Here is a 660-nt window from a genome sequence, read left to right as displayed (position 1 = left end):
TTAATCTTGAACTTCTTTTGAATTGATCTCAGCAATCGGCTTGCCGTTTTCATCAAAATAACTATCAACATCGCGACACCAAATTAACGCCATTGTGTGTTGACCAACATGGACTCCAACTACTGGACCAATAATTGCTGTATTAAATTTAATTTCTGGAAATTTTTCACGGTAGTCAGCAAGCCATTCTTTTTCCCGCACTGGATCAAGCGAATCAAAGACAGTGCACTGAATTGGATATGGCATTCAGACGTTAATTTTGCAAAATCATTTTGAACATGTTTATAAGCACGTTTGTATTGTCTTTCCTTAGCAATTGCTGAGATCTTGCCTTCGCCTTGAACGTCCATTGATAAAATAGGTTTAATATGCAGAAGAGTTCCCATAAAACTGGTTGCGTTTGATAAACGTCCCGTTCTCTTCAAGTGATTCAAATCATCAACCATGAAGCGGATATCCATTGTTTTACGCAAGTCTTCAAGATCATGCATTATCAGATCAGGACTTGCACCGGCTTGCACCAATTTTCCAGCTAATAAAGCAGCATCAGCTTCACCAGCACAAGTAATTTTTGGATCAAACAAATGAATCTTGATTCTTTTTTCTTCTTTGGCAATATTGACTAAAGAACTATAAAAACTAGATAAGCCGCTTGAAATA

At 37.1% G+C, this 660-nt stretch carries 1 pseudogene; it reads right to left on the bottom strand.

Going from position 1 to position 660, the window contains the following annotated elements:
* Nucleotides 1–660, bottom strand: a pseudogene (locus HMPREF0493_RS05880) (DegV family protein); the annotation flags it as partial.

The organism is Lactobacillus amylolyticus DSM 11664, assembly GCF_000178475.1.
GTDB lineage: Bacteria > Bacillota > Bacilli > Lactobacillales > Lactobacillaceae > Lactobacillus > Lactobacillus amylolyticus.
The sequence above is the reverse complement of the archived record's forward strand: the minus strand, read 5'-3'. Positions and strand labels throughout refer to the sequence as shown.